We start from the raw sequence: 24921 nt of genomic DNA on the forward strand, positions 1-24921 counted from the left end.
CTGATAGCGCCTATTTCGTCGCAGCGACCCAGGCCTCGGCCGCGGGTCGCAACCGCTCCGTCACCTCGCGCCGCGCCGCCATGCCCGCAACCACACGCGCAGCACCGCCGCGCGCGGCTGCGGGCAAGTTCTTCTCGGCATAGGCGGTAATCCTTGCCGGCATCGCCGGATCGTTCGATCCGCCGCCCAGTCCGGCGATGTAGGTCGATCGGTTGCTTGCCTCGGTAAAGGCATCGACCTGCGCCAGATTGGCGAGCGCGAAATCGAACGCCAGTTCCGGATGCTTGCTCGCCACCGCGCGGAGCAGGCTGGCCTTTTGCGGTGCGCTCAACTCATCGGTCTTGATCAGGTCGAGCGCGCGCTGCGCCAGCGCCGCGTCACGCGCACCGCCGAGCAGCCGGACATAGGCGTTGCGCGTCACCGGGTTCTTTTCCGCCCGTGTGATCGCCAGCAACGCCTCCCATTCAGCTAGGGTCGCATTGGCCGCATAAGTGCGCAGGATCGGCGTGCGGATCGCCGGCGGGATCGCATTCGCGTCACCGGCGAGCGCCGCGACATAGCGCCGGGCCGTCGCCGCGATACCGGCATCGCCGATTCCGCCAAGGCCGCTGATCAGCGTCTCGCGCAAATTGGTCACCAGTGGCGATTCACCAGCCTTCGCCTCATAACCGACGCGCTGCATCACCGGCGAGATGATCGTCACCATGCGCGCATTGAGCTTCTCCTCCAGCGGCATTCCCTGGAAACGCTCGGCGAGCCGCCCGAGCTGGCCCGACAACATGGTCCATTCGAGCGGATCGGCGTCGACCGGCACCTTCCCGACCAGCTCGAGATAGCGCGCCAGATCCTGGTCGCCGCTCATCGCCAGCGCATAATCGTCGCCCAGCGTGCCGATCCGGTCGGCCAGCGCCAGGGTGCGGAAATCGCGCACGATCGCGGCATGGCCGGCTGCGTCATATCGCGCGCGCAGATAGCTGCCCTTGCCCTGATTGAGCACCAGTGTACCGCAGCCCTTGACGCTGACGGCAGCGGGTGCGGCACCTTGCACGATCGCGCTGGTCGCCTCCTGCCCGACCACGCCGATCCGCAGCGGCACGCGCCAGGTCTGCGGCTGCTTCGACGGCGTATCGAGCCCGAACCGGCCTTGTGTCAGCGTCGCGCTGGTCGTGCCATTGGCGCAGGTCGCCCCGGTCAGCGTGACCAGGGGCACGCCGGCCTGAAGCGTGAAATCATGCATGATATCGGCGACCGGCTTGCCCGCCGCCTCGGCCATTGATTCCCACAGCTGGTCAGTGACGGTGTTGCCGTATTTATGCTTCGCCATGTAGCGGCGGATGCCGTCACGGAACACATCGGGCCCCAGTGTCGCCTCGAGCATTGCGATCACCGCCTGGCCCTTTTGATAGGTGATGCCGTCGAACGCTTCGCCGATCTGGTCGACCGTCTCGATCTTGCGGATGATCGGGTGCGTCGCCGCGGTCGAATCCGCCCCCAGCGCGACTTCCCGCTCGGTCCCGACCAGCGCCGCTGTCGCATCCCAGCTCGGGTTGAGGTCGGCGCTCGCCTTGCCCTCCATCCATGACGCGAAGCCCTCGTTCAGCCACAGATCGTCCCACCACGACATGGTGACCAGATCGCCAAACCATTGATGCGCCATCTCATGCGCGACGACGGTGTAGATCCGCTGGCGGTTGCTCTCGGTCGCGCGCTTGGGGTCGAACAGCAATTCCTGCTCGAAATAGAAGATCGCGCCCCAATTCTCCATCGCGCCGAAGGTCTGGCTGCCACCCGGGCCAGCGATCATGTCGAGCTTGGGCAGCGGATAAGGCTGCCCGAAATAATCATTATAATAGCTCAGCAACCGCTTGGCCGCATCGAGCGAATATTGCCCCTGCTCGACCACGCCGCGCCGCGTGATGATGCCGATCTCGGTCTTGCCGGCCATGACCGTGCGGCGTTCCATGTCGCCCATGCCAAGGAACAGCAGATAGCTCGACATTCTCGGCGTCGTGGCGAAGCGGTAAAGCTTCTTACCACCCGCCACGCTGGTGATTTTCGCCGCCGGCATATTGGAGAAAGTCAGCTGATCCGCCGGTGCCTCGGCGGACAGCGTGAAAGTCGCCTTGAATGACGGCTCATCCCACATCGGCGCGAAACGCCGCGCATCGGGTGCCTCGAACTGCGTCGCGAGCATCCGCGCCGCGCTGCCGTCGGGGTTCTTGTAATCGATCGCGAACAACCCGAGCGGCGATTCGTTGATCTTGCCCGACCAGGAGAAGGTCAGCGTGTGCACACCCCTGGTCGCGGCCTGGGGCAGCGTCACGGTCAGCAATTGCGCTTCCCGATCCTGCTTCACCGTCACGGCGGCACCATCGAAAGTCGCCGCGTCCACTACCAGATCCGCCGCGTTGAGCATGATCGTGCTGGTCGATTCGTTCACCTCGACCTTGATCGTTTCCTTGCCCGTAAAGGTCATCGCCCTGGCGTCCGGCTTGACCGTGATGTCGTAAGCGACCGGCACCACGGTCCTGGGCAATTGCCCGGCGGCCAGCGCCGGGGCGGAGACGGAGAGCAGCAGGAGCGACACGATGCGCGCGACAGGGGCAATCTTCATGGCAACCTCAGGATATATTATCTCGTGCGTTGCGCCCTTAATATGTTCAAACGGCTTGGCAAGCACGGCTGATTGGGATGGCTGGACAGCAATTTCAGTTGCGCTATGAAACGGGCTTATGAGCTTGCCCTCCATCCTGCAGCGCCTGCGCCTGCCCGTCATCGGTTCGCCGTTGTTCATCATCTCCGGTCCGGACCTGGTCATCGCCCAGTGCAAGGCAGGAATCGTCGGCGCCTTCCCGGCACTCAATGCCAGGCCTCAGGCACAGCTCGACGAATGGCTCCACCGCATCACCGAAGAACTCGCGGCGTGGAATCGCGACAATCCCGATCGCCCGGCCGCACCCTATGCGGTCAATCAGATCGTCCATCGCTCCAATGAACGGCTCGAAGCCGATCTCGCGACGTGCGCCAAATGGCAGGTCCCTGTCGTTATCACCTCGCTCGGCGCGCGTGAGGATCTCAATACCGCGGTGCATGGCTGGGGTGGCATCACGCTGCACGACATCATCGATGACCGTTTCGCACGCAAGGCGATCGAAAAGGGCGCGGATGGCCTGATCGCGGTCGCCGCCGGCGCCGGCGGTCATGCCGGCCGCTTGTCGCCATTCGCGCTGATCCAGGAAATCCGCCAATGGTTCGACGGGCCGCTTGCCCTGTCGGGCTCGATCGCGACCGGTGACGCGGTGCTCGCGGCACAGGCGATGGGCGCCGATCTTGCCTATATCGGCTCGCCGTTCATCGCTACCGACGAAGCCAATGCCGAATCGCGCTACAAGGACTCGATCGTCGCTTCCAAGGCTTCGGACATCGTCTATTCGAACCTCTTCACCGGGGTGCACGGCAATTATCTGCGCAGTTCGATCGAAGCGGCGGGGATGGACCCCGACAATCTGCCCGAAGGCGATTTGTCGACGATGAACTTCGGCGGCGGCAATGGCAGCAAGGCCAAGGCCTGGAAGGAAATCTGGGGCGCGGGCCAGGGAATCGGCGCGGTCTCGGCGATCGAATCCGTCGCGGTGCGGGTGGATCGGCTGGCACAGGAATATCTCGCGGCCCGGATGCGACTGGCCGCCTGAAGCTCGCCCGCCCTGCTTTCAGGCCCGGCGCGGGATCAGTCGTAAATCAAAACGCCATCGCCAGCCGGTCGAACATCGACCGGGCCGGGCTTGCCGCCACGTCCTGGTCCGCCTGGGCATCATCGAGCCGCGCGACGCGGCGATAAAGCTCGGTGCTCGACGCGATCAGCGCCTGCGCCTGATGCGGCATGGACAGGATCACGGCGGCATCGCTCATCGGCGCGGGGCCGAGGCGGCGTGACGGATCAAGCGCATCGCGCGCCTGCAATTCGCCGGCATCGACCGCCCGCTGAGTCAGCAGCCAGGCGATGATGTGCATCAGCCGTGTCGTGACCTTCAGCGATTCACAGGAAAAAGACACCCGGGCCAGCGGATCGAGCGCTTCACGCTCTTCGCGGCCGCCCTCATCGAAATAGCTTCGGGCTTCGTCGGCAAGCACCATCGCATCGACATAGAGTGTGTCGATCAGCCTGCGGTGGATCCGCGCTTCGGGTGCAAAGCCTTTCATGGTTCTGAATCTGACATAAACGGAGTGTTAACGACATAGGTCTTGTAGAAAGCTTTTTCGCTGCTTGCGTCCCAAAGCGGAGCAGTCGGCGAGGCTGGCGCGCATCTTGCCCGCCTTTGGTCAGGCAATGATATCCGGGATCATCTGGTCCTCGAGCATGCCGATCTCGTCGCGCAAGCGCAATTTCCGCTTTTTCAACCGTGCGAGCTGGAGCTGGTCGGTCGATCCCATTTCGAACAGCGCGGCGATCGCGGAGTCGAGATCGCGATGCTCGATGCGCAGGATTTCCAGGCGCTTGGCGATCTGCGTTTCGTCCATCTTTTCCCCATTCCCTGCGCGCCATCCTTAGGATGCGGACCGGGACCCGGCAACGGTCGTCATCGTCGATGCCGCTTTAAACTGGCTTGTGCCGGGCCTGCGCACGGCCCGCCGCATAAATCGCCTCGACACGTCGATTGTCGAAAAATTCGATGAAGACAATTTGCCACCAACGTGGTTCAATCATTCCCCCGCCCAGCAAAGAAGGAGGCTTTCTTCCATGCAAACTGCGCATTTCTCGGCACTTGAGGCCAAGCACGCCGTGCTCGATCGAAAGATCGAAGCCGAGTCGCAACGCCCGCTCCCCGACACCGTGGCATTGGCGGCGCTCAAGAAGCAGAAACTTCGCGTCAAAGAGGAAATGACCACACAATAAGTGTGCAACCTCGCGCGGGCTCGCCCGCGCGGGGTCTAGGGGCCATCCCCCCATTGTCCCGCGTGCCAACGCATGCTGGAAAATTAAAATCAACGAATGGCCGAATTAGCCCGCCTCGCAAACAGCGGTCGAGCATTGTGGTTCGGCGTTTAGCGCCGCGTCAGGATCGGCTTGACGAAAACCGGCGTCTTGGTGCCCTGCCCAACCGGTTTGCGCGCCAGCAACGGATCGATCGGGTGCGAGAAAGCGACCCCGACCCGACCAGCGGCAGACCATGCCACCTTGCCTGCAACCCAGCCAATCCCGCGAACATCGAATTCGACATCAAGGCCCTGCGGCAAGCCAGTGGCCAGTTCGGCCATCAAGCCACCGGCCGACAGGTTGCGCACCCGGAGATGCTGGATTTCATTGCTGCCCGAGACACGGAAATCAGCCATCAGAAACAGGCTGTCGCGCGCCTCATTGCGGTTACGCGCTGGGTCGTCAGCGGCAAGGCCGCTAAAGGGATCATAAGGCAACTGTTCCATCTGGGTGCTCGATCCAACCTCCGTTCGGCACCTGATAGACCAGAAATTCGTATCGAATCGCTTAAGAGATCACGCGAAATGCGCCGATCAGTCCTCGCGTGACACTTTTTCATGACGCTCGTGACGCTCTTGCGCTTCCACCGTCATCGTCGCGATCGGGCGCGCTTCGAGCCGGGCGAGCGAGATCGGTTCGCCGGTCACTTCGCAATAGCCATATTCGCCTTCGTCGATACGGCGCAGCGCGGCATCGATCTTGGAGATCAGCTTGCGCTGGCGATCACGCGTCCGCAGTTCGATCGACCAGTCGGTTTCGCTCGACGCCCGATCGGTGAGATCGGCCTCACGCAGCGAATCGACCTGCAACTGAGTCAGCGTGCCCGCCGCCTCGCGCAGGATCGCATCCTTCCACTGATGCAGCTTGTTGCGGAAATAGTCCTGCTGACGTGCGTTCATAAACGGCTCGTCCGCGCTGGGGCGATAGCCGTCAGCCGCGTCGTTTGCCGCAATGGCGCCAGGTACTTCGGATTCGTCCAATCGATTCAAGACCGTCGCCATCCCACTCTCCTGTCGATCACTCGATGCTTTTTGCGCATCTCCGGACCGCCCCTGTCCTACCCCTATGATGACCGGGCCTATAGCCATGCCGTTCCCGCATCACAAGCAACCGACTCACTGAAATAGTTCGATTGTTCCGACGCGCCCTTAGCCGCCCCCTGATTGCACTTTCGTGACCCCACGGATGTTCGAAGCCCTCGCAAGTCACGGCTCACCGTTAACCTTAAATATTAACGTCCGATTAGTATTAACCGATGAACTGTGCCGCCTTGGCACGTTAAGGAAACTAATGACGCGGCCACGTCATGAATTCGTCATTTCAGTGCCGAAACATTGGTTAACAGGCTTGAACTTAATAGTTTGTTGGTCCCTTTGGGCAATAGCGGCAATCCAGCTGCGGTGGTCCCGGATCTGGTGCAGCCGGACCAGTAACGAAAGAGTGACATCATGTCTGTGCGGATGGCCTTGGCAAAATTGTGCGCCTGCGCTTGCGGTGGCGCCCTGATCGGTGGCGGTGCAGTGCACGTCGCGGAAGGTGCGAAGACACGACAGGTCTACGCAACGAAGACGATCACCAAGCGCGCGGTCAAGCGCGTCGCGGTGCAGCGCAAGGTGAGCAAGGTTCGCCGAGTCGTGACGCAGACTCGTGCATCCTGCCCGCCCGCGGTCGTTACGGTGACGAGCCAGGGCGCGCCCATTCCCCTTCCTCCCATCGCTTATGCAGGTCTCGGATCGAGCGGTGAGATGCCGGTCGGTGGCGGCGGCGGTGGCGGCGCAGCGGTCGTTGGTGGTGGTGGCTTCGGCGGCGGCGGCTTCTTTGCCGGCGGCTTCTTCGGTGGCGGCGGCAGTTCAAGCGGCAGCGGCGGGATCGTCATCTCATCCACGTCGAGCGGCGGCTCGACATCAACGAGCGGCGGCTCCACATCAACCGGCGGATCCTCGACCAGCACCGGCGGCGTTTCCAGTACCAGCACATCCTCGACCGGCGGATCGTCGACCTCCTCGGCCAGCGGCGGTTCGTCGACTTCTTCCTCGTCCTCGACCAGTTCCTCGTCCAGCGGCAATGTGTCGACCTCGACATCCTCGTCGGGCAACGTCTCGACGAGCACCTCATCGTCCACCAGCTCGGGCAATTGGAGCAGCAATGGTGGCTGGAGCTCGAACGGCGGCTGGTGCCGCCATTGCGGCAGCAGCCATGGCAGCAGCGGCAGCAGCGGCACCCCATCGCCCGTACCGGCACCGCCGATGGTTCTCCTGTTCGGTGCAGCCGCGGCAGCCCTTGTTGCCCGCAAGCGCTTCGCGAAGAAAACCACCGTCGCTGTCTGACGCTCGCACGGCAGCCGATTTGAAGGGGCTCCCGCATATCGTGCGGGGGCCCTTTTCATGTCCGGCCGCTCACAACGCGGCCTCGATTTGATCGATCGGATGGCCGGTCGGATCCTTGTCGCGTTCAGTGGCGCTGCGGGTTGCGCGGCGCCGCCCTCGCCGCCATAGCCTGCGGCCATGCATGATATCCGCCTGATCCGCGAAAACCCCGAAGCTTTTGATGCCGCACTGGCGAAGCGTGGCTTGTCGCCGCACGCCGCCGAACTGGTCTCGCTCGACGAACGCCGTCGCGCGCTGATCACTGAGGCGCAGGCCGGACAGGCACGCCGCAACGAAGCCAGCAAGGCGATCGGCGCGGCCAAGGCAGCGAAGGACGAGGCGACCGCCACCACGCTGATGGCCGAAGTCGCGATACTCAAGGAGCGGCTGCCCGCGATCGAAGCGGAAGAAAAGGAACTCGGCGAAGCGCTGCACCGCCAGCTTGCCGCCATACCCAATTTGCCGCTCGCCGATGTACCGCAAGGTGCCGACGAAGAAGACAATGCGCTGGTCCATGATCGCGGCACGCCGCCGACCTTTAGCTTTGCGCCAAAGGAGCATGATGCGATCGGCCCCGCACTCGGCCTGGATTTCGAAACCGGCGCCGCGATGTCCGGCGCACGGTTCACGCTGGTACGCGGCGCTGCCGCCAAGCTGCACCGCGCGCTCGGCCAGTTCATGCTCGACACGCTTGCCGGCGAGCATGGCTATGAACAAGTCATCCCGCCGCTGCTCGTGCGCGACGAGGTGATGTTCGGCACGGGCCAGCTGCCGAAATTCGCCGAGGATTCGTTCAGGACGACCGATGGCCGCTGGCTGATCCCGACGTCGGAGGTATCACTGACCAACATCGTGCGCGAAAAGATCCTCAGCGAGGCCGAATTACCGCTGCGCCTCACTGCCCTCACCCCATGCTTCCGTTCCGAGGCGGGCTCAGCGGGGCGCGACACGCGCGGCTTCATCCGCCAGCATCAGTTCGAGAAGGTCGAAATGGTTTCGATCGTCACGCCCGAGGCGTCCGAGGCCGAGCATGAGCGCATGACGGCTTGTGCGGAGGGTTTGCTCGACGCGCTCGGCCTGCCCTTTCGCCGCATGAAGCTCTGTACCGGCGACATGGGCTTCTCCGCCGCGCGCACTTACGATCTCGAGGTATGGCTGCCAGGACAGGCGCGCTATCGCGAGATTTCGAGCTGCTCGACCTGCACCGATTTCCAGGCGCGGCGCATGAATGCGCGTTACCGTCCCGAGGGGGAGAAGGCGACTCGCTTCGTCCACACGCTCAACGGCTCGGGTCTTGCGGTCGGCCGGACGCTCGTCGCGGTGTTCGAGAATTATCAGCAGGAGGATGGGTCGGTCGCGATTCCCGATGTGCTGCAGCCGTATCTCAAGGGCCTCAACCGGCTGGAAGCGGCCTGATGCGTATCCTGCTGACCAATGACGATGGCTATCACGCTCCCGGGCTCAAGGTCCTTGAAGAGATCGCGGCGAAATTCTCCGACGATATCTGGATCGTCGCACCGTCCGAGGAGCAATCGGGCGCCGGTCATTCGCTGACCCTTAGTCGTCCCATTCGGATTCGCCGTCATGGCGACAAGCGTTTCGCGGTGGCCGGCACGCCGACCGACGCGGTGATGATGGCGATTGCCCGGATCATGAAGGACAATCCGCCCGACCTGATCCTGTCCGGCGTCAACCGCGGCGCCAATCTCGCCGAAGACGTGACCTATTCGGGCACCGTCTCCGCCGCGATGGAGGGCGCGCTCGCCGGGGTGCGCTCGATCGCGCTGAGCCAGGTCTATAGCCGCGAAGGCATGGGCGACACGGTGCCGTTCGAAGTTGCCGCAGCGTGGGGCGAGCGCGTACTGCGTCCGCTGATCGCCGCGCCGCTTGCACCGCGCACCCTCATCAATATCAACTTCCCGGTCGGGGCCGCCGCGGACGTGAAGGGCATTCGCGTCGTCAATCAGGGTCTGCGCGATTATGGCCGGTTGCAGATCGTCACCAATCGCGATCCGCGCGGCTATGAATATCATTGGTTCGGGCTTGGCCCGACGGTGGAGACTCCGGCACATTCAACCGATCTGGAGGCAATTGCCGAGGGTTTTGTCGCCGTCACACCCCTCCATCTCGATCTGACGCATCATGAATCGCTCGACATGCTGAACGCGGCGTTTACCTAGGGAAAACCAGCCGGGGGGCTGGCTTGGGGGACGAGTCATGGGGGCAAGTATCGGATACCGCATCGCGCCGCTCACGGCGCTGATGCTGCTGAGCGCGTGCATTCCTGGCGGGGATCGGCCGGAGCGTCCGCGCTACCCTGATTACGAACAGCCGCCCCGTCCCAGCGACACCTACGAACGGCATCGGTTCGACGAAGGCGTCCAGCAATTGCCCAGTGCGCCGTCTGCCTGGCAGGCGCGCCCGGTTTCCGCCGATGCGCGCTCGATCAGCGCGATGATCTATACCGTCCGCGCCGGCGATACGCTGCGTGGTATTGCCGATCGCACCGGCTCCGGGTCGGAGGCGATCGCCCGCGCCAATGGATTGCGGCCACCGTTCGTGATTCGCCCCGGCCAGCAGCTCGAAATCCCTGCCGGCCGCTATCATCTCGTTCGTGCCGGGGAGACCGGCATCGCCATCGCGCGCGCCTATGGCATCGACTGGTCACGGATCATTGCCGCGAACGATCTGATCGAACCCTATGTCCTGCGCGCCGGCATGCGTGTGCTGATTCCGGCTGCGTCGAGCGGCAAGACGAGCATCGAGGAACGCGCCGCCGCGTTCCGGCTCGGCGTCGACGACATCCTGACCGGCGGCGAACCTGCACTGGCGACCAACCAGCGCCCCTCGCGCCCGATCAGCACGCCGAATCGCGTCTTGCCCTCGACCGCCGCCATCGCGCAGCCGGAGCGGTTGCGTGGCGCCTTTGCCTGGCCAGTCCATGGCCGCCTGGTCGGCCGTTTCGGCCCGGGCGCTAGCGGCGAGAAGAATAATGGCATCAAGATCGCGGTGCCGGTCGATACCCCGATCCTCGCCGCGGCGGACGGCGTGGTCGCTTATGCCGGCGATGAGATCGCCGCGCTCGGCGGGCTGGTGATCCTCAAGCATGGCGATGGCTGGACCACGGTCTATGGCCATGCCAGCCAGTTGCTCGTCCAGCGCGGGCAAGCGGTGAAGAAGGGCCAGACCGTGGCGATGTCGGGCGATTCGGGCTTTGCCGACCGCCCCGAGGTGCATTTCGAGTTGCGGAAAGGACGCACGCCGGTCGATCCGCTGGGGCAGCTGCCGCCGCTTTAGGTCGTCGTTTATTTCTGATTAAATATCTGAAATATAATGAATTATGTAGAATGATCGCCGAAACGCTACGGACGAGGATATGTTACATACCGGTGTAACATATCTCGCCGCTGCCCTTCCCTTCGATCCTGTCCCGCCATCCTGTCGCCGGCGGCGATTCAATCATCATACTGCATCCGGCAAGCTCTCCTGTGCCGGACGTGTGCCGGCACGCTCTTTCTCAATGTCCGAAACAGGCAAGAGTTCGGTATTTTCGCCCGCCGGAAAATCCTCTAAGCGCCGCGCATCATGACCGACCACAGCTCCGATCTGCTCCGCCTGCTTTCGTCACGCGGCTACATCCACCAGACCACCGACGCAGCCGCGCTCGATGCGCTCGCGAACAAGCAGGTCGTGCCCGGCTATATCGGCTTCGATCCGACCGCGCCGTCGCTGCATGTCGGCAGCCTGGTGCAGATCATGCTGCTGCGCCGGCTCCAGCAATCGGGCCACAAGCCGATCGTGCTGATGGGCGGCGGTACCGGCAAGATCGGCGATCCGAGCTTCAAGGACGAAGCGCGCAAGCTGCTCGACCATGACGGCATCAATGCGAATGTCGCGTCGATCCGCCGCATCTTCGAACGCTTCCTGACCTTCGGCGACGGCCCCACCGACGCGGTGATGGTCGACAATGCCGACTGGCTCGACCAGCTCGAATACATCCCGTTCCTGCGTGATGTCGGCCAGCATTTCTCGGTCAACCGCATGCTCAGCTTCGATTCGGTCAAGCTGCGCCTTGACCGCGAACAGTCGCTGAGCTTCCTCGAATTCAACTATATGATCCTCCAGGCCTATGATTTCCTGGAACTTTCCCGCCGCGCCGGTTGCCGGTTGCAGATGGGCGGGTCGGATCAATGGGGTAATATCGTCAACGGCATCGAACTGTCGCGCCGCATGGATGGCACGGAGGTTTTCGGCATCACGACGCCGCTGATCACCACTGCAGACGGCGGGAAGATGGGCAAGACCATGTCGGGCGCGGTCTGGCTGCACGAGGATCAACTGCCGCATTTCGATTACTGGCAATTCTGGCGCAACACCGACGACCGCGATGTCGGCCGCTTCTTGCGCCTGTTCACCGATTTGCCGCTCGATGAGATCGCCCGCCTCGAAGCACTCGAAGGTGCTGAAATCAACGAAGCGAAGAAGATCCTCGCCAATGCCGCGACCGCAATGTGCCGGGGCGAGGCCGCGGCCGCGGAGGCCGCGGAAACCGCGCGCCGCACCTTCGAGGAAGGATCCGCCGGTGGCTCGCTGCCCAGCTTCATGGTGACGGGCGAAGTCTCGATCGTCGACGCGCTGATCGGCCTCGGCTTCTGCGCGTCCAAGGGCGAGGCGCGTCGCCTGATCAAGGGCGGCGGCGCGCGCGTCGGCGCGGACAAGGTCAGTGATGAAGCGCTGATGATCGCGGTCGGCGCCGACCCGGTGCCGGTGTCGGCCGGCAAGAAGCATCATGGCCTTCTGATCGCGGGATAAAATTCTTCGAAAAACCGCATCGCAACACTTTGTTAAACAGCTTCGTTGCGACCCGGTTTACACCGCATGCCCTAGCCTCGCTGACGGGACCATAAGGGACGCGGGGCCATGAGTTTCGGAAGCGCGGCAATTGCCGACAATCGCGGTGTCGTGCGCGACGAAGTGCATTACCGCACGCGCGCCTTTGGCCCCGACGCGCAACCGCTCTCATTGCTGATCGTCAACATGTCGGCGCTGGGCATGATGGCGCGCTGCGACCGCGATATTCCCGAAGGGTCGCGGTTGCGCGTGACTCTGCCGGTGATCGGCGTGGTCGCGGCGGAAGTCCGCTGGTGCCTGGGCGGTCGGATGGGCTGCGAACTCGACCGGCCGATCGATCTGGCCGACTATTACGAACTTCTCGCGGCACTGATCAAAGGCCGCTGAACCCGTTAGCCGGAACGCAGCAACGCAACCCCGGCCTCGCGCTCGAACAGATACAGCGCGGTCCGCGCCGCCTGTCCCCGGTCCGCGCTCAATCCCCCATCGCGATCGATCAGCAGCCGCGCGTCGTCGGTCGCGATCGGCAGCAATTCGCTCAGCATGTCCGGCGTCGCGATGCGGAACGCGGCTTCGCCGGATTGTTTCGTGCCGAGCAATTCGCCCGATCCACGCAGCCGCAGATCCTCTTCGGCGATGCGGAAGCCGTCATTGGTCTCGCGCATCAGGGCAAGGCGCGCGCGCGACGTCTCGCTCAGCGCGTTGCCGCGAATCATCAGGCAGATCGATCGCCCGCTGCCGCGCCCCACCCGTCCGCGCAACTGGTGCAATTGCGCCAGCCCGAAGCGGTCCGCCGCCTCGATTACGATCAGCGTCGCATTGGGCACATCGACGCCGACTTCGATCACCGTCGTCGCGACCAGCACGCCAGTGCGGCCCCCGGCGAAGGCCTCCATCACCGCGTCCTTTTCCGGCCCCTTCATCCGGCCATGGACCAGCCCGACCCGGTCGCCGAACCGCGCGCGCAATGTCTCGGCGCGCGCCTCGGCCGCGGCAAGGTCGGTCTTCTCGCTTTCCTCGACCAGCGGGCACACCCAATAGGCCTGGCCCCCGTCCGACAGATGCCGCGCCAGCGCATCGACCATTTCGCTCAGCCGATCCTCGGAAATCACCCGCGTCTCGATCGGCTGTCGTCCTGGCGGCATCTCGTCGATCTGGCTGACGTCCATCTCGCCATAATTGGCCAGGGTCAGCGTGCGCGGGATCGGCGTCGCGGTCATCGCCAGCAAATGCGGCGCGGCCTTCGCCTTGGCCTGCAGCATCATGCGCTGCGCGACGCCAAAGCGGTGCTGCTCATCGACCACCACCAGCGCGAGATCCTTGTAGGACACCGCCTCCTGAAAGATCGCATGCGTGCCGATCAGGATGTCGATCGCACCCGACGCCAGTCCCATCAGCGTCGCTTCGCGCACCTTACCCTTGTCGCGCCCGGTGAGGATGGCGACCTCGACCGGCACGCCCGCCAGCAGCCGCCGCAACGTTTCATAATGCTGCCGCGCGAGGATTTCGGTCGGCGCCAGCAACGCACCCTGCGCCCCCGCTTCGACCGCGAGCAGCAGCGCCATCGTCGCGACCAGCGTCTTGCCCGACCCGACATCGCCCTGCAGCAAGCGCAGCATCGGCTGTGCCTGCGCCAGATCGCCCTCTATCTCGCCGACCGTACGGGTCTGCGCGCCGGTCAGGCTGTAAGGCAATTGCAGGGCATCACGCAGCCGCCTGTCCCCGTTCAACGCCCTGCCCCGTCGCGCCCGCGACGATTGCCGCACCAGCGTCAACGCCAGCTGGTTGGCGAACACCTCATCATAAGCGAGCCGCTCGCGCGCGACCCGGTCCGACGGATCCGCATGCACCCGCGCCACGGCGTCACGCCACCCTGGCCAGCCGCGCTTGGCCAGCAACCCCGGCTCGATCCATTCGGGCAGCTCCGGCGCGCGCTCCAGCGCCTGGGCCGCCAATTGCCCCATGCGCCGCGATGTCAGCCCTTCCGACAGCGGATAGATCGCCTCGCGCTCCGGCTGATCGCCTGCCTCGTCGAGCGGCAGGACGTAATCGGGATGCACGATCTGCAATTCCTGTCCGTACAGCTCGAGCCGCCCCGACACGCGGCGCGGCTCGCCGATCGGCGCCAATTTCTTTGCCCAGCCGGGATGGCCGCCGAAATAGACCAGGCTGACATTATTGCCGTGCGCATCGATCGCCTGGACTCGACTCGGCCCCCGTCCGTTACCGCTGCGATGCTCGCGCGCGGTCAGGGTGATGACGATGGTCCGCCCGGCATCGGCCATGTCGAGCGCGTCGCGCGCGATTCGATCGATCCATCCGGTCGGCAAATGAAACAGCAGATCGACGACACGCGTCAGCCCAAGCTTGTCGAGCGGCTTGGCCAGCCCCGGGCCGATGCCCTTTAACGCCGTGACTTCGGCAAACAGTGGATTGAGGATATCGGGCCGCATGACTATCTGACGTCTCTAGCCTCACCCGACGGTCGCCGCCAGCGTCCGCCGGGCAATTGTGCATGGGAACAAGATGGACCGCGACACTCGCCTCAAACGCCTGGGCTTCCGCGCGTCGCATCGTGGCACGCGTGAGGCGGACCTGCTGATCGGCGGGTTCTTCGACGCGAAATCAGCGGAATGGAGCGATGCCGAAATCGATCTGTTCGAGGAGCTTCTCGAGGAACAGGATGTCGACATCATGGCCTGGGCGATCGGCACCGACAGGGTGCCGGCGAAATATGCCGGGCCGCTGATCGAGGCGATGAAAGTCCTGAATTACGTGCCAATTGCCGAGTGATCCAATCTTCCTCTCCTCGACGGGGAGAGGGCTAGAGAAAAAACCATGCCCGACCTGAAGACGATCCTCTCGGCCCGGAAGCCCCTTACCCTCGCCGGCGTGCCCACCGGATTCGAGCCATGGCTGCTCGCCGACCTCGCGCGCGCCGCAAAGTCTCGCGCCGTGTTCATTGCTCCCGACGAAGCGGCCATGCGCGCGATCGCCGCGACCGCGACGATGTTCGCGCCCGAACTCGAAGTGCTGACCTTCCCGGCATGGGATTGCCTGCCCTATGACCGCGCCTCGCCGACCTTGCGCACCATGGCCGAGCGCATGGCGACGCTTCATCGCCTGCAGCAACCGACCAGGGCGCCGCAGCTCCTCATCACCACCGCCAATGCGGCGGCCCAGCGCGTCCTGACCCCGTTCCGCATCCGCCAGCTCGTCACCACCCTCGCCCCCAAGGCACGGATCGACCGCGACAAGCTCGCGGCGATGCTCCAGGCGAACGGCTATGTCCGCGTCGAGACCGTCGCGGATTCGGGCGAATTCGCGGTGCGCGGCGGCCTGGTCGACCTGTTCCCGAGCGGTGAGGAACAGGCGCTGCGCCTCGATTTCTTCGGCGACGAGATCGAGAGCGTCCGCACCTTCGATCCCGCCGATCAACGCACCACCGGGCGCATCGACGGCTTCACCCTGCTTCCCGCCTCGGAAACCCTGCTCGACGAAGACAGCATCAAGCGTTTCCGCAGCCGCTACCGCGAACGCTTCGGCGCCACCGCGACCGGCGACCCGCTCTATCAGGCAATCAGCGACGGCCGCCGCCTCGCCGGCATGGAACATTGGCTGCCGCTGTTCGAAGAGAAGATGGCCACCCTGTTCGACCATCTCGGGGACGATGCCGTATTGGTCCGCGACGCCGGCGTGATCGGCGCGGCCGAGCAGCGCTTCGAGGCTATCACCGATTACCACGCCAACCGCGTCCGCGCGCAGTCAAGCGATCCGGGCAGCTATCGCCCGCTCCCGCCCGACGCGCTCTATCTGACCGCAAAGGACTTTGCCGAACGGCTGGAGGAGGCGCCGACCCACCTCACCACGCCGTTCCACGAGCCCGAAAGCGCGACGGTGCTCGATTTCGCGGTCGATGGCCCGCGCGATTTCGGCCCCGAGCGCAACAGCGGCGTCAATATCTATGAAGCGGTCGTTCATCACCTCAACACGCTGAAGAAGGACGGCCGCAAACCGATCCTCGCCAGCTATTCCAGCGGCTCGCGCGAACGCTTTGCCGGCCTGCTCAAGGATCATGGCGCAACGCATTTGTCGCTGGTCGATACCTGGCAGCAAGCGCTCGGCGTCGGCAGTGGCGGGATCGCCCTCATCATCCTGCCGCTCGACCATGGCTTCACCACGCCCGACGTCGCACTGCTCACTGAGCAGGACATGCTCGGCGACCGGCTGGTGCGCCGCGCCAAGCGCAAGAAATCCGCCGATGCCTTCCTCGCCGAACTGGCGATGCTCACGCCGGGCGACCTCGTCGTCCATGTCGATCACGGCATTGGCCGTTACGAGGGGCTGACCTCGATCCCGGTCGGCCAGAGTCCGCATGACTGCGTCGCGCTGAGCTATGCCGGCGGCGACAAATTGTTCGTGCCGGTCGAAAATATCGACGTACTGTCGCGTTACGGCTCGGACAGCGAAGGCGCGAGCCTCGACCGGCTCGCCGGCGAGGGAAGGGAACGCCGCAAGTCGAAGATGAAGGAGCGCATCCGCGAGATCGCGGGCGACCTGATCGCGACCGCGGCGGAGCGCGCGCCCCCCCCCGCCGATGTGATCGAACCCGATGGCGGCGGCTATGCCAGCTTCGTCGATCGCTTCCCGTACGAGGAAACCGAGGATCAGGACCGCGCGATCAATGATGTGCTCGGCGATCTGGCCAAGGGCACGCCGATGGACCGGCTGGTGGTCGGCGATGTCGGCTTCGGCAAGACCGAGATCGCACTGCGCGCCGCCTTCGCGGCGGCAATGTCGGGGCTGCAAGTCGCGATCGTCTGTCCGACCACTTTGCTCGCGCGCCAGCATTTCAACAATTTCACCGCGCGCTTCGAAGGCTTCCCGCTCAATGTCGGCCGCCTCTCGCGCCTCGTCACGGCGAGCGAAGCCAAGGCGACCCGGGAAGGCCTCGCCGCCGGCACGATCGACGTCATTGTCGGCACGCATGCGATCCTCGCCAAATCGGTCGAGTTCAAGCGCCTTGGTCTGGTCATTGTCGATGAGGAACAGCGCTTCGGCGTCACCCACAAGGAGCGGCTCAAGGCGCTGAAGACCGATGTCCATGTCCTGACTCTCACCGCCACGCCAATCCCACGCACGCTGCAAATGGCCATGTCGGGCTTGCGCGAATTGTCGGTGATCCAGACCCCGCCGGTCGATCGCCTCGCCGTGCGCACCTATATCATGCCCTGGGATCCGGTGGTGCTGCGCGAGGCGTTGCTGCGCGAACATTATCGCGGCGGGCAAAGCTTCTTCGTCACCCCGCGCGTCGCCGATGTGCCGGATATCGAGGAGTTCCTGCGCGAACATGTCCCGGAAGTCCGCTACGTCACCGCGCACGGCCAGATGTCCCCGACCGAGGTCGAGGAACGCATGTCGGCCTTTTATGACAAGAAGTTCGAAGTGCTGGTCTCGACCACCATCGTCGAAAGCGGGCTCGACATCCCCAGCGCCAACACCATGATCATCCACCGCGCCGACCGTTTCGGCCTCGCCCAGCTCTATCAGCTGCGCGGCCGCGTCGGCCGGGCCAAGACGCGCGCTTATGCCTATCTCACCACGCAGGCCGGTCGTATCCTGACCGAGGCGGCGGAGAAGCGCCTCAAGGTGCTGAGCGACCTCGACAGCCTTGGCGCGGGGTTCCAGCTCGCCAGCCATGATCTCGACATTCGCGGCGCGGGCAATCTGCTCGGCGACGAACAATCGGGCCATATCAAGGAAGTCGGCTATGAACTCTACCAGTCGATGCTGGAAGAGGCGATCATGGAGGCCAGGGCCGGCGGCGCACTTATCCGCCCGCGCGACTTCTCGCCGCAGATCACCGTCGATGCGCCGATCCTCATCCCGGAGGATTATGTCCCCGATCTCGACTTGCGCATGGGCCTGTATCGTCGCCTCAACGACATCGAGGAATCCGACGGCATCGAGGCGTTTGCCGCCGAATTGATCGACCGCTTCGGCCCAATCCCAGATCCGACCGCCAACCTGATCACCCTGCTCGAAATCAAGCTTCACGCGAAAAAGGCCTGTATCGCGAAGATCGATGTCGGTCCGCGCGGTGCGCTGGTGACGTTCCATGACAACAAGCCGCCCAACATCGACGGTTTGCTGGCCTGGGTCGCCCGGCTCGATGGCGTCGCCAAGCTGCGGCCCGACAGCAAGCTGGTGGTCAACCGCGTCTGGGGCGACCCCAAGTCACGGCTTAACGGCGCGCTTCAGTTATCGAAGGGGTTGGCCAAGGCGGCGGGATAGTATCGGCAGGCTCAAGCGCCACGCTTGTTCACGGCAATTACCACCACTCTGGACGTGAACCCATTTACCTCGTTCAGATTTACGGGACCGGCCCTATACGAGCGCCTCATGCTTGAAACCATCGTCAGCCTCTGTGCCGGTGCCGTTGCCCAGGTTGCCGGCGCGATCACGATCGAGAGCGCCGCGGCGGGGATCGTTGGGAACCGGGCCGATGCGGTGTTCAGGCAATCATGCACCGCACTGCTTGCCGGTATCGGAAAATTCACCGCATCGCGACAGCCCACCGAGCTCGCGCGGTCCTTTACCACCTCGATCGCCACCGCCTATCGCCACAGCCTGCGCTATCATCTCGAAACACTCTCCTCACAGGTGCGCAATGCCAGTGAACGAGCCCTTGTCGACGATTTGAATCATGCCGTGGCGACTGGAATCGATGCCGCCGTCACGCTGGATAGCGATGAGATGCACGCCGCGATTTCGCCGCTGCTGGCGCGCCTGGGCGACGAGAGCGATTGGGAGCAAGCCGCAATCCAGGCGACCGTGAACGCCGTCTCGGGCTGGTGCGAAACTGCACTGGCACGTCCCCTCCCGCTCCATCTCGCCATGCTGTTTCGGCAGCGCGCACCCAATGGACGTCGATCCTGGCTCGAGGTGTTTCGCGATGAGCTCGGCACGCTGATTCTCAAGGACCCATCGTTCGAGCGCCTGTTCCTCGCCAGCAACATCAGCAAGCTCGTGGAACATGTCGTCACGATCGACGCGGTGGCGCAGGCCTTGCGGGCCGATGTTCAGGAAACCAACCGCGCCATCGTCGCGGTGGGCGAGAAGGTCGACAGCGTCGCCCTGTACCAGGCCGAGCAGATCAATCACCTCCGGCGGCTTGAAGCACTGCTGGCGACCTGGAGCGGTGCGTCCAGCCCGGAAGCGCTGAATCGCGTCCTGAACGGCGTCATGTTCACCTGGGACGGAACCGTCCGGCCAACGGCACTCATCCTGGTCAGCGCCTTTGGCTGTTACTCGGCGATCGACCTGATCGGCCGAACCGAGCGGCTTGCGCTGATCCGCGACATTCAGGCCCGGCTCCTCGAGGCGGTCGATGCGGACGTCCATGTCGGACGATTCGACGCGGGGGAATTCGACCTGATCGTCCGCGACATCACCTCGCGCAGCCGGATAGAGGCACTTGCGGCCGAAGTTCTGGATGCGCTCCGCGAACCGTTTTTCGTCAATGGCTCACCCCTTGTGCTCAAACCCGTGGCCGGCGTCGCCATGTCGCCCTGGGACAGCTGCACCGCGGAGGCGCTGCAGCGTAAGGCGGATCTCGCCTTGCGTGCCGCGATCAGCGATTCCTCCGATGTGGCAATATTCTATCGAACGGCGCTGGATGCGGGCGCAAAGGACCGACGGCGGCTCGAGGCCGGGCTTCGCCGGGCGCTTACCGACGAAAGCCTGTATCTGGTCTATCAACCGATCGTGAACGTCGCGACCGAAGCCGTGGTCAGCTTCGAAGCATTGCTCCGATGGCAGCATCCCGAATATGGCGCGGTCTCTCCCGCCACCTTCATACCTATGGCGGAGGATATGGGCCTGATCCCCGAGATCGGAAATTGGGTGATCAGGAAGGCCTGCGCCGATGCTGCGGGCTGGGCCGATTATGCCGGCGTGTCGGTCAACGTATCGCCGATCCAGTTCGCCGATCCGCGCTTCACCAGGACGGTCGAAACCGCCCTTGCCTCCACACCGAATATGCGCGGGAGGCTGGAGCTGGAAGTTCCCGAGGGGATTTTCCTGCGCAACGATGTCGCCGCGGATGCGGTGCTTGCCCGCTTCAGGGAGCTGGGCATTCGAATGGCTCTGGACGATTTCGGCACCGGCTACTCAAGCCTTGGATATTTAAGCAGGGGTCAGTTCGACACGATCAAGATCGACCGATCCTTTGTCCGCAGCACCCTCGCAAATGATGCGAAGCGCAAGCAGGTCGTCGGGGCAATCGTTGCCCTGGCGCAAGGATTGGGCATGGCAACGACAGCGGAAGGTGTTGAGACTCGGGAAGAATTCGAGGTCATTCGCGAACTCGGCTGCGATTATGCGCAAGGCTTTCTGTTCGGCAGGTCGCTCAGGGCCAACGCCGTGCTGGGACACATACTCGATCCGCGGTAATCCGCCGCCCGCGCCGAAACCGTCACACCATTGCCGGCGCCCAGACCGGCGGACGACGGCGCGCCCAAGGGCGGGCCTGTTCGAGCTCAAAGGCAAGTTCGAGCAATGTCCGGTCATCGCCCAGCCGCCCGGCAAATTGCACGCCGACCGGCAAGCCATCCTTGGTCCAGTGCAACGGCAGGCTGATCGCCGGGCCGCCGGTCGCATTTTGCAACATCGAATAATCCGCATAATTGTTCAGCCGAAGCAACAGGATCGGGAATGGCACCGATCCGTTGATCTGGCCGATCGGGACCGGCGGTTTGAGCAGCACCGGCGTCACCAGGATGTCGATCGTGTCGAACAGTCCGAAATAGGCCCGGCTCTGGGCGTCGATCCGCGCATAGGATCGGGCGACCATTTCATCGGAAATATCCTCGCTCATTTCGCCCATGCGCAACGTTGCAGGGTCGACCAGCCCTTCCAGGATCCTGGTCCCGAGTGCCGCCATTTCGGGCGGAATGGTCTTTTTCCGATCTCGCGCACGCGCGGTGTAGATCAGCGTGAAATCTTCGAGAAATGCCTCACCGTCGAACGGCCAGCGGCGTTCATCGACGCGGTGCCCGAGCGATTCGAGCAGCTTGAGTGTGGACTGAACGCTGCGCACGACCTCGGGATCGGGGGTGTGACCGCCCAGCCCATTCATCACATATCCCACCCGCAACCGTCGTGCGGGAGGGCCAGTGACGCGGCCAACCGGCGGCAGGACCGCGTCCGCGCCACTCATTTCAAGCAGCGACAGCAAATTGGCGCTGTCGCGTACCGAACGCGACACGCAGAAGGTCACGCCAAGCCAGCTACTGACATTGATCTTCCCACCGACCATGCTGTGGCCGCCGGCGGTGATCCGGTCGCGTGACGGTTTCAGACCGACCAGCCCGCAATTGCTTGCCGGGATGCGCAGCGATCCGGCACCGTCCGAACCATGCGCCATCGGCACGATGCCCGCGGCCACCGCCGCGGCGGCCCCGCCCGACGATCCTCCCGGCGTACGGCTCAGCTCCCACGGATTACGAGTCACGCCATAGGCACTGGTCTCGGTGGTCGGCAGGATGCCGAATTCCGATCGCGTCGTGCGGGCAAAGATATTCAGGCCCGATTTTTCGCTGAGCATGATCATCGGATCGCTGCGCTGCTGGATCGGCATCAGCCGGTCGAGCCGCGCGCCGAAATGGGTGGCGGTGCCCGACACGTCGGCTTCATCCTTGACCATATAGGGCACGCCCGCGAACGGCGCGGTCAGGTCGATCAACGGTGCGCGCTGGCGTGCGCGATCATAGAGCGTCTGGCTGATACAATTGATTTGCGGTTGCACTGCCTCCGCACGAGCGATCGCGGCGTTGATCGCTTCGAGCGGGGAAATCCTGCGTGCCTTGATCGCCGCGGCCAGTCCGGTCGCGTCCATATCCGCAAAATCGGCGCCGATCCCACCAGATGCGGCCCCGGCCATGCCGGGAAAGAGTCCGGACACCATACCGGAGATCATCACCGCCGCCCCGGCAGCGCCCGCCTTCTTCAAGAAATCCCGCCGCGCCTGCGGTGAATTCTCGTCCGCTGGTTCTGCCATGCCCTATCCTCTCCTGATTTCAATCGGGATATAGAGAATTGATTGCCTTGAAAAGGCCATAATTAGGCCATGAATGTGTCCATCATACCCACAATGAGGCGCAAATGTGTCTTAATTGCCTTTTTTGCGCAGGCGGCCGCGGCGCTTGAAGAGGCATGCCGTGCGCCTCCTCCGCGAGCGCCATAAGGATATTATGAGGAGCAGTTGATGGGCGCGGCGCGCTGTGATTCAGCCGCCCACCTTGTACGGAACCGCGCGGAACCCGGTCAGATGCCTGCTTTTTCTCATTACGTCGTGTGGCGCGATCAGGTCGTCGCAAGCGGATCCAATTGTTGTGGCAACCAGCCGGCAACGCCATAGCCTCTTCAAATAGAAGAGGAGAAAGACAATGAAATCTATCGACTCCAAATCCTTGAAGAACCAGTTCGAAGCGCTGGATAAGGCGATCGTGAACACTGGCGCGAAGACAGTCTCCACGATTGCCCGCAAAACGCCCTATGAACCCTTTGATGTGTTCACCAGCGGCGGACGTGGCGCCGGCTGATCTGAACCCCAGCTGATCTGAACAGCGTGGCCGATTGGAAATGCTGACGGCCGATATCCATTTTTCCGACCTGCATGCGCCTGTCGATATCATCGACGGGCGCATTCTTTTTGGCGCATCGCATATCACACCCTTTCCGCACAGGCTGTTACGGGCGGTCGTGGTCGATACCGACGACGCCGTGACGGTCGCTTGTCTGGAACGGTTTCGCGACGATCCGGACGGGCTCGATCTTGTTCGCCCGGAACAGGCGCGCGACGCCGCCGATCGTCTCGATACCATCCGGTCTCATCTGCTCGACTGGTCGATCCTGACCATCGATCGGGTCAGCGGCCTCATCTCCTATGAAGCGTCACTGGTCCATTCGGCGCCGGTGTTTTTCCGCACGGCCGCCAGTCATGTCGCGATCGACTGGGATTCCAGCCGATTGCTGCGCGATACCAGCGTATCGATCCATTGGCCTGTGATGATGGCGCAAATCGCTGGAATGCTGGCCTATACGCCACAAACGCCGATCGCCGGTCTGTATCGCTCGCTCGCTGGCGCAACGCTCACCATCCACGGCGCAACTGTCGATGCGCGCTTGCCCGAGGCAATGGCCATGCCGGGCGCACAGGATCTGTTGCAGGACCAATCGGCCGAAGACCTGCTTTACGAAACGGTGCTGCTGCTGATGGCAGCGCGCGATTTCGATTCCGAACGGACGGCGGTCGAACTCAGTGGCGGGATGGATTCCGCGCTGATCGCACTTGCCGCCGCCGACATATCCGGACCGGGGCTGCTCAGTTACGGCGCGCAATTTCGCGGCGCGATGGGGGATGCCCAGCGCAGCCGGCGCGACTTGCTGTGCCGTCGCGGACAGTTTGAGGACATCGTCGTGCCGGCGAATCGCTTCCCGCCCTTCGGCCCGGGGAGCGCGCGCCGCACGCCCTTCGGCGTCTGGCCGCAGGACGAGAATTACCCGGAACTCTTCGAAGCGATTTTCGACATGCTCGCGCGTGCCGGAATCGATACGTTGGCCAGCGGCTTCGGCGGGGATGAATTATACGCGGTATATACCGGCGAAGAAGCGCCTGATGACGGATCGAGCGCCGCGACCTGCTTCGCGTATCTCACCGAGCGTGGTCGTCACCTTGCCCTGCAAGGCGGTGCGCCAAGGCCGCAGATCGTGCTCGCGGAAACCAGTCTTCTCGCAACCGCGGCGCGGTCGCAGCGCTTGTTGCGGCGGGGTATCTGGCCGATCTATCCGTACATCAATCCGATCCTGGCGCGCTTCGTCGCCAGCCTGCCATGGGAATATCGCCGTGATCGCACGGTGCTGCGCCGTGCCCTGACGGATCGGCTGGGCGATCCCGTTTTCCAGCGTGATTATGCGAAGGAGAGCTTCCGCGAAGTGGCGATACGCGGGCTTGTCGAGAACCGTGATTATCTGCAATCGGTACTGTCGAGATCGGCTGTGCTTGATCCGGACCTCATTCACCGCGATCGAATATCGGCAACGCTGGCGAGCGACATCGAATCGCTGTCGGACGCCGATTTCGGGTTTGTTTTCCGCGTCCTGGCAATCTGCTGCTTTTTCGACGCAGGAGATCAGGAGCTGTGATCGGCGATGATCAGCCACCCCTTCTTTGCCTGTCGCTCGAACACCAGCGAGGTCGGGCCGGACTGATCTTTCTCGCCCTCGAACTTCAAGCGATAGCGCGCGATCAGCAGCGCATGGTTTGCATCGAGCAAGCGAAAGTCGAGTTGTTCGAACGACAAGGTGCCCCGCTTGGCGCCCGCCACGAAACGCGGCGCATAGCGCGCCATGATATCCTTGCGCCCGCGCACCAGGCCATTGCTCGCAACGAAGCTCGCCTGATCCGCATAGATCGCGGTGAAACGCACCAGATCGCCCTGGTTCCAGCCCGCCGCACTATCGCCCATCGCCGCCATCACCTCGGCGCGGACTTCCTCGGCCGGCGTGGCGGTTTGCGGCGCGACCAGCATGACCGCGGCCAATCCAAATGCTGCCTTGATCATGATCGCTCCTCCAACCAGCCTTGTGACCGGCCAGCATAGTCCGGCGATCACGCCAAGTCATTGGCGCTCCGTCCCGCTTTTTGGCACAGCGCGCGAAGCAGTC

22 protein-coding genes are annotated in these 24921 nt (G+C 63.7%); 12 read left to right on the forward strand and 10 right to left on the reverse strand.

Going from position 1 to position 24921, the window contains the following annotated elements:
* Positions 1 to 10: 10 nt before the first annotated feature.
* Positions 11 to 2614 carry a M1 family metallopeptidase gene (locus OO12_RS09495; RefSeq protein WP_034158407.1) on the reverse strand — a complete coding sequence of 868 codons (2604 nt, stop codon included), beginning with the start codon at positions 2612 to 2614 and terminating at the stop codon, positions 11 to 13.
* 118 nt (positions 2615 to 2732) lie between these two features.
* Here OO12_RS09495 and OO12_RS09500 point away from each other — a divergent pair, with 118 nt between their 5' ends.
* Positions 2733 to 3692: an NAD(P)H-dependent flavin oxidoreductase gene (locus tag OO12_RS09500; protein WP_034158408.1), complete on the forward strand. Its 960-nt coding sequence runs from the start codon at positions 2733 to 2735 to the stop codon at positions 3690 to 3692.
* Between the two features lie 46 nt (positions 3693 to 3738).
* On the opposite strand, the gene OO12_RS09505 is transcribed toward OO12_RS09500, so the two are convergent.
* Positions 3739 to 4200: a DUF1465 family protein gene (locus tag OO12_RS09505; protein WP_034158409.1), complete on the reverse strand. Its 462-nt coding sequence runs from the start codon at positions 4198 to 4200 to the stop codon at positions 3739 to 3741.
* Positions 4201 to 4320: 120 nt separating this feature from the next.
* Positions 4321 to 4518 (reverse strand): YdcH family protein, encoded by a 198-nt coding sequence (locus OO12_RS09510; protein ID WP_034158410.1) that lies wholly within the window; start codon positions 4516 to 4518, stop codon positions 4321 to 4323.
* 220 nt (positions 4519 to 4738) lie between these two features.
* On the opposite strand from OO12_RS09510, the gene OO12_RS27440 reads away from it, so the two are divergent.
* Positions 4739 to 4894, forward strand: a complete 156-nt coding sequence (locus tag OO12_RS27440) for a YdcH family protein (protein WP_082006440.1) — start codon at positions 4739 to 4741, stop codon at positions 4892 to 4894.
* 149 nt (positions 4895 to 5043) lie between these two features.
* Here OO12_RS27440 and OO12_RS09515 read toward each other — a convergent pair whose 3' ends face one another.
* The 4 genes from OO12_RS09515 to OO12_RS09525 all read right to left on the reverse strand — a co-directional run bounded on the left by OO12_RS09515 (position 5044) and on the right by OO12_RS09525 (position 7196).
* A complete protein-coding gene (locus OO12_RS09515; protein ID WP_034158411.1) occupies positions 5044 to 5421 on the reverse strand; it encodes a PilZ domain-containing protein in 378 nt (125 codons plus the stop codon).
* A gap of 87 nt (positions 5422 to 5508) precedes the next feature.
* The gene (gene dksA / locus OO12_RS09520; protein ID WP_034158412.1) at positions 5509 to 5976 is read right to left on the reverse strand and encodes an RNA polymerase-binding protein DksA; all 468 of its coding nucleotides are present in this window, start codon (positions 5974 to 5976) and stop codon (positions 5509 to 5511) included.
* Between the two features lie 554 nt (positions 5977 to 6530).
* Positions 6531 to 6674 carry a hypothetical protein gene (locus OO12_RS29100; protein WP_235364727.1) on the reverse strand — a complete coding sequence of 48 codons (144 nt, stop codon included), beginning with the start codon at positions 6672 to 6674 and terminating at the stop codon, positions 6531 to 6533.
* An 18-nt stretch (positions 6675 to 6692) separates the two neighbouring features.
* Positions 6693 to 7196, reverse strand: a complete 504-nt coding sequence (locus tag OO12_RS09525; RefSeq protein ID WP_235364728.1) for a hypothetical protein — start codon at positions 7194 to 7196, stop codon at positions 6693 to 6695.
* A gap of 283 nt (positions 7197 to 7479) precedes the next feature.
* Here OO12_RS09525 and serS point away from each other — a divergent pair, with 283 nt between their 5' ends.
* The 5 genes from serS (at position 7480) to OO12_RS09550 (ending at position 12579) form a co-directional block, all read left to right on the forward strand.
* On the forward strand, positions 7480 to 8757 hold the full coding sequence (gene serS, locus OO12_RS09530) for a serine--tRNA ligase (RefSeq protein WP_034158413.1): 1278 nt from the start codon (positions 7480 to 7482) through the stop codon (positions 8755 to 8757).
* The gene (surE, locus tag OO12_RS09535; protein ID WP_034158414.1) at positions 8757 to 9521 is read left to right on the forward strand and encodes a 5'/3'-nucleotidase SurE; all 765 of its coding nucleotides are present in this window, start codon (positions 8757 to 8759) and stop codon (positions 9519 to 9521) included. The genes serS and surE overlap by 1 nt, the downstream gene beginning before the upstream one ends.
* A 37-nt stretch (positions 9522 to 9558) precedes the next feature.
* Entirely contained in the window at positions 9559 to 10638 is a 1080-nt protein-coding gene (locus OO12_RS09540) for a M23 family metallopeptidase (RefSeq protein ID WP_034158415.1), read from the forward strand.
* A gap of 288 nt (positions 10639 to 10926) precedes the next feature.
* Positions 10927 to 12153 carry a tyrosine--tRNA ligase gene (tyrS, locus tag OO12_RS09545; protein ID WP_034158416.1) on the forward strand — a complete coding sequence of 409 codons (1227 nt, stop codon included), beginning with the start codon at positions 10927 to 10929 and terminating at the stop codon, positions 12151 to 12153.
* 108 nt (positions 12154 to 12261) lie between these two features.
* On the forward strand, positions 12262 to 12579 hold the full coding sequence (locus OO12_RS09550) for a pilus assembly protein PilZ (RefSeq protein WP_034158417.1): 318 nt from the start codon (positions 12262 to 12264) through the stop codon (positions 12577 to 12579).
* A 5-nt stretch (positions 12580 to 12584) separates the two neighbouring features.
* Here the strand turns inward: OO12_RS09550 and recG are convergent, their stop codons facing one another.
* Entirely contained in the window at positions 12585 to 14645 is a 2061-nt protein-coding gene (recG, locus tag OO12_RS09555; protein ID WP_034158418.1) for an ATP-dependent DNA helicase RecG, read from the reverse strand.
* A gap of 73 nt (positions 14646 to 14718) precedes the next feature.
* Between recG and OO12_RS09560 the strand changes: the two genes are divergently transcribed.
* The 3 genes from OO12_RS09560 (at position 14719) to OO12_RS26825 (ending at position 20646) form a co-directional block, all read left to right on the forward strand.
* Positions 14719 to 14985, forward strand: a complete 267-nt coding sequence (locus OO12_RS09560) for an FAD assembly factor SdhE (protein WP_034158419.1) — start codon at positions 14719 to 14721, stop codon at positions 14983 to 14985.
* Positions 14986 to 15030: 45 nt separating this feature from the next.
* Positions 15031 to 18486 carry a transcription-repair coupling factor gene (mfd, locus tag OO12_RS09565; RefSeq protein ID WP_034158420.1) on the forward strand — a complete coding sequence of 1152 codons (3456 nt, stop codon included), beginning with the start codon at positions 15031 to 15033 and terminating at the stop codon, positions 18484 to 18486.
* A gap of 108 nt (positions 18487 to 18594) precedes the next feature.
* A complete protein-coding gene (locus OO12_RS26825; protein ID WP_052215704.1) occupies positions 18595 to 20646 on the forward strand; it encodes a bifunctional diguanylate cyclase/phosphodiesterase in 2052 nt (683 codons plus the stop codon).
* 22 nt (positions 20647 to 20668) lie between these two features.
* On the opposite strand, the gene OO12_RS09575 is transcribed toward OO12_RS26825, so the two are convergent.
* Positions 20669 to 22252, reverse strand: a complete 1584-nt coding sequence (locus OO12_RS09575; protein WP_052215705.1) for an amidase family protein — start codon at positions 22250 to 22252, stop codon at positions 20669 to 20671.
* A 388-nt stretch (positions 22253 to 22640) separates the two neighbouring features.
* On the opposite strand from OO12_RS09575, the gene OO12_RS28505 reads away from it, so the two are divergent.
* Together OO12_RS28505 and OO12_RS09580 are read left to right on the forward strand one after the other, a co-directional pair.
* Complete coding sequence (locus OO12_RS28505) at positions 22641 to 22796, forward strand: hypothetical protein (protein ID WP_160296771.1); 156 nt, start codon at positions 22641 to 22643, stop codon at positions 22794 to 22796.
* 34 nt (positions 22797 to 22830) lie between these two features.
* On the forward strand, positions 22831 to 24399 hold the full coding sequence (locus tag OO12_RS09580) for a hypothetical protein (RefSeq protein WP_235364729.1): 1569 nt from the start codon (positions 22831 to 22833) through the stop codon (positions 24397 to 24399).
* On the opposite strand, the gene OO12_RS09585 is transcribed toward OO12_RS09580, so the two are convergent.
* A complete protein-coding gene (locus OO12_RS09585) occupies positions 24387 to 24818 on the reverse strand; it encodes a YybH family protein (RefSeq protein WP_082006441.1) in 432 nt (143 codons plus the stop codon). The two genes, OO12_RS09580 and OO12_RS09585, sit on opposite strands and share 13 nt — an antisense overlap.
* Positions 24819 to 24921: the final 103 nt, after the last annotated feature.

This window comes from Sphingomonas sp. ERG5 (assembly GCF_000803065.1).
Classification (GTDB): Bacteria; Pseudomonadota; Alphaproteobacteria; order Sphingomonadales; family Sphingomonadaceae; genus Sphingomonas.

What these genes read in the sequence shown, in the direction of transcription:
- OO12_RS09495 (WP_034158407.1), bottom strand. Translation starts at nt 2,614, where the DNA reads ATGAAGATTGCCCCTGTCGCGCGCATCGTGTCGCTCCTGCTGCTCTCC.
- OO12_RS09500 (WP_034158408.1), top strand. Translation starts at nt 2,733, where the DNA reads ATGAGCTTGCCCTCCATCCTGCAGCGCCTGCGCCTGCCCGTCATCGGT.
- OO12_RS09505 (WP_034158409.1), bottom strand. Translation starts at nt 4,200, where the DNA reads ATGAAAGGCTTTGCACCCGAAGCGCGGATCCACCGCAGGCTGATCGAC.
- OO12_RS09510 (WP_034158410.1), bottom strand. Translation starts at nt 4,518, where the DNA reads ATGGACGAAACGCAGATCGCCAAGCGCCTGGAAATCCTGCGCATCGAG.
- OO12_RS27440 (WP_082006440.1), top strand. Translation starts at nt 4,739, where the DNA reads ATGCAAACTGCGCATTTCTCGGCACTTGAGGCCAAGCACGCCGTGCTC.
- OO12_RS09515 (WP_034158411.1), bottom strand. Translation starts at nt 5,421, where the DNA reads ATGGAACAGTTGCCTTATGATCCCTTTAGCGGCCTTGCCGCTGACGAC.
- dksA (WP_034158412.1), bottom strand. Translation starts at nt 5,976, where the DNA reads ATGGCGACGGTCTTGAATCGATTGGACGAATCCGAAGTACCTGGCGCC.
- OO12_RS29100 (WP_235364727.1), bottom strand. Translation starts at nt 6,674, where the DNA reads ATGGGCGCGCCCTGGCTCGTCACCGTAACGACCGCGGGCGGGCAGGAT.
- serS (WP_034158413.1), top strand. Translation starts at nt 7,480, where the DNA reads ATGCATGATATCCGCCTGATCCGCGAAAACCCCGAAGCTTTTGATGCC.
- surE (WP_034158414.1), top strand. Translation starts at nt 8,757, where the DNA reads ATGCGTATCCTGCTGACCAATGACGATGGCTATCACGCTCCCGGGCTC.
- OO12_RS09540 (WP_034158415.1), top strand. Translation starts at nt 9,559, where the DNA reads ATGGGGGCAAGTATCGGATACCGCATCGCGCCGCTCACGGCGCTGATG.
- tyrS (WP_034158416.1), top strand. Translation starts at nt 10,927, where the DNA reads ATGACCGACCACAGCTCCGATCTGCTCCGCCTGCTTTCGTCACGCGGC.
- OO12_RS09550 (WP_034158417.1), top strand. Translation starts at nt 12,262, where the DNA reads ATGAGTTTCGGAAGCGCGGCAATTGCCGACAATCGCGGTGTCGTGCGC.
- recG (WP_034158418.1), bottom strand. Translation starts at nt 14,645, where the DNA reads ATGCGGCCCGATATCCTCAATCCACTGTTTGCCGAAGTCACGGCGTTA.
- OO12_RS09560 (WP_034158419.1), top strand. Translation starts at nt 14,719, where the DNA reads ATGGACCGCGACACTCGCCTCAAACGCCTGGGCTTCCGCGCGTCGCAT.
- mfd (WP_034158420.1), top strand. Translation starts at nt 15,031, where the DNA reads ATGCCCGACCTGAAGACGATCCTCTCGGCCCGGAAGCCCCTTACCCTC.
- OO12_RS26825 (WP_052215704.1), top strand. Translation starts at nt 18,595, where the DNA reads ATGCTTGAAACCATCGTCAGCCTCTGTGCCGGTGCCGTTGCCCAGGTT.
- OO12_RS09575 (WP_052215705.1), bottom strand. Translation starts at nt 22,252, where the DNA reads ATGGCAGAACCAGCGGACGAGAATTCACCGCAGGCGCGGCGGGATTTC.
- OO12_RS28505 (WP_160296771.1), top strand. Translation starts at nt 22,641, where the DNA reads ATGAAATCTATCGACTCCAAATCCTTGAAGAACCAGTTCGAAGCGCTG.
- OO12_RS09585 (WP_082006441.1), bottom strand. Translation starts at nt 24,818, where the DNA reads ATGATCAAGGCAGCATTTGGATTGGCCGCGGTCATGCTGGTCGCGCCG.